This window comes from Microbacterium sp. BF1 (assembly GCF_019279095.1).
Lineage (GTDB): Bacteria > Actinomycetota > Actinomycetes > Actinomycetales > Microbacteriaceae > Microbacterium > Microbacterium maritypicum.
The window spans coordinates 1-2,647 of the sequence record NZ_JAGYWT010000352.1; the positions used below are offsets into that span (position 1 = coordinate 1).

At 67.1% G+C, this 2,647-nt stretch carries 2 protein-coding genes and 1 pseudogene; 1 reads left to right on the forward strand and 2 read right to left on the reverse strand.

What is annotated here, in order from left to right; all coding sequences use genetic code 11:
- Positions 1 to 806: hypothetical protein (locus tag KZA10_RS11905; RefSeq protein WP_218682983.1), on the forward strand; the 806-nt coding region annotated here is incomplete at its 5' end.
- Positions 807 to 816: 10 nt separating this feature from the next.
- Here the strand turns inward: KZA10_RS11905 and KZA10_RS11910 are convergent.
- Both KZA10_RS11910 and KZA10_RS11915 read right to left on the reverse strand, forming a co-directional pair.
- Positions 817 to 1,383, reverse strand: a complete 567-nt coding sequence (locus KZA10_RS11910; RefSeq protein WP_017828718.1) for a LemA family protein — start codon at positions 1,381 to 1,383, stop codon at positions 817 to 819.
- Positions 1,384 to 1,471: 88 nt separating this feature from the next.
- A pseudogene (locus tag KZA10_RS11915) lies at positions 1,472 to 2,518 on the reverse strand (D-arabinono-1,4-lactone oxidase); the annotation flags it as partial.
- Between the last annotated feature and the right edge of the window lie 129 nt (positions 2,519 to 2,647).

Here is a 2,647-nt window from a genome sequence, read left to right on the forward strand (position 1 = left end):
CGGAAGAAGCGGCGCTCGCCTATGTCCAGGCGCTCGAGTCCGGTGACGCCGACGCCGTGGCGGCCACCGGGATCGACGTGTCGGACACCGCACTGGTCGCCTTCGCCGCCGCCACCGCGTTCATCGAGGACTCCGAGGTCACAACCGTCCGACGCGAAGACGACGACACTTCGGCCGTCGTCGCGATCTCCTTCCGGCTCGACGGCAAGACGCACACCGCGCAGCTGACGCTCGGCATCATCGACGGCCGCTGGAGCGTCGATGCGACGGGACTCGGCACACTGACCGTGGAAACGACGATCGGGTCGGATGTCGCGATCGGCGATGCGACCGTTCCGGCGGAGACGGCTGCACTGCTGCTCCCCGCGACCTACGCCCTCGCGGCCGCACCGGAGGCACTGCTCGAGGGCGGGAGTGCGGCGCTGGTGCTGCCAGGGGTGAAGACCACGACGACGCTCGACGTCATGCTGCGGCCGGAGGCGACGGCGGTCGCGCAGGCCCAGCTCGACACGCTCCTCGAGACCTGCACCGCTGGGGGCACAGAAGTCCCCGACGGATGCGGCATACGGATCCCCTGGGGGACCGAGTTCCGCGAGGTGGATGCCATCCGCTATCGGATCGACACGGCACCGGTCATCGCGTTGACTCCCGCCGGTTTCACCGCAGAGGGTGGAGTGCTCGTGGCCACCATCACCGGGACCGCCCAGAACGGCGAGGCCCGCACGGCCACCTATCGGACGGACTCCTGGAGCGTGCGCGGCGACCTGGCGTTCACCGCCGACGGACTCCTCCTGTCGGTGTGGTGAACGACCGGCGTCAGAACTGCACGCGCGGCGGTTCGGAGATCGCGCTGCTGTCGGCGACCTCGAAGAACTCCCGCTCGGAGAAACCCAGTCCCTTGGCGAACAGGTTGTTGGGGAAGACCTTGATCTTGGTGTTCAGCTCGCGCACGCCGCCGTTGTAGAAGCGGCGCGCCGCCTGGACCTTGTCCTCGGTGTCGACCAGTGCCTGCTGCACCTGGAGGAAGTTCGTGCTCGCCTGCAACTGCGGGTAGGCCTCGGCGACCGCGAAGAGGCTCCGCAACGCCTGCTGCAGGTGCCCCTCGGCGATGCCCGCCTCGCCCGGCCCTCCGGCTGACAGGGTCTCGGCACGCGCCCGCGTGACGTTCTCGAAGACGGCCTTCTCGTGGGAGGCGTAGCCCTTCACCGTCTCGATGAGGTTCGGAATGAGGTCGGCTCGTCGCTTCAACTGCACCGTGATGCCGCTCCACGCCTCATCGACGCGGACGTTCAGCTGCACCAGCGAGTTGTACGTGGCCCACAGATAGATGCCGACGAGCAGGATCACTCCGACAACGATCAGTACCGGCACGAGCCATTCCATCAGAGCCCCACCCTTCCTCGTGTTTCTCTCATCCTAGACGCGCAGTCTGCACGTGGACTGGGCGCGCGCGGGCGTCCCTGCGTCCCTATCAGCTGCCGAGGACCCGCTCGAGGTAGCGGTTGCCGAAACGACGCTCCGGGTCGAGGCGATCGCGCAACGCGACGAAGTCGTCGAAGCGCGGGTATCGCTCCCGGAGGGTCTGCGCCGTGAGCGTGTGGAGCTTGCCCCAGTGCGGGCGCCCTCCGAACTCGTGCATGATCTCCTCCACGGCGCCGAAGTACTCCGTGGGGTCGGCCCGCCAGTAGCGGTGCACGGCGATGTACGCGCTCGCGCGTCCGTGAGCCGTCGACAGCCAGCGGTCGTCGGACGCGGCGAAGCGCACCTCGATCGGGAACTCGATCGTCCATCCGCGCCGCGCGATCAGCGCCTGCACCGCTTCGAAGGCCGGCACGACGTTCTCGACGGGGATCGCGTACTCCATCTCCCGGAATCGCACGGTCCTGCTCTGGATGAGCACCCGGTGCGAGAGTTCGGTGTACTCGCGATCTTCGGTGAGCCTGACCGCGAGCCGGCTGAAGGACGGAGTGATCGCCGGAATGACCTGACCCGCAGCGCACGCCACGCGATACACCCCGTTCGAGAGCAGCGTCTCATCGATCCACCGCCCGACCACCGGGAGCGGCTTGCGCACCGTCGCCTCCGGCAGCCGCGTCTGGCGCTTGGTCAGCGCGATATCCGTGTGAGGGAACCAATAGAACTCGAAGTGGTCGGATGCGGCGACGCGCTCTTCGAGGGTGGCGAGCACCTCCTCCAGGGGTACCGGCTCGTCGATCGCGTGCATGACGTACGCCGGCACGCACTGCAGGGTCACCTCGACGATGATGCCGAGGGCGCCGAGTCCGAGAGCCGCAGCGGGCAGCAGCTCGCTCTCGTGCTCCTGGTCGATGCGGAGGAACTCGCCGGCGGCCGTGACCATGGTGACGCCGACGACCTGGGTCGCGAGGCCACCGTACTCGGCACCGGTGCCGTGGGTTCCGGTCGAGATCGCGCCGGCGATCGACTGACGATCGATGTCGCCCAGGTTCTCCATCGCGAGTCCATACGGGGCGAGAAGTCCGGGGATACGGTGCAGCCGGTGGACACTCCGATTCGGGTTTTCCGTAACATGCCCGCTCGTCTCTTCCTGCTTCGTTGACGCTCTTCGGCAGTACAGTTAGATAGCAAAAGAAGACAAGTCTTTTGTTTTGTCATGCTTTGAACAGGA

Bases quoted from the DNA above. Each gene is read 5' to 3' on its own strand.
- KZA10_RS11910 (WP_017828718.1), bottom strand. From the start codon at position 1,383: ATGGAATGGCTCGTGCCGGTACTGATCGTTGTCGGAGTGATCCTGCTC.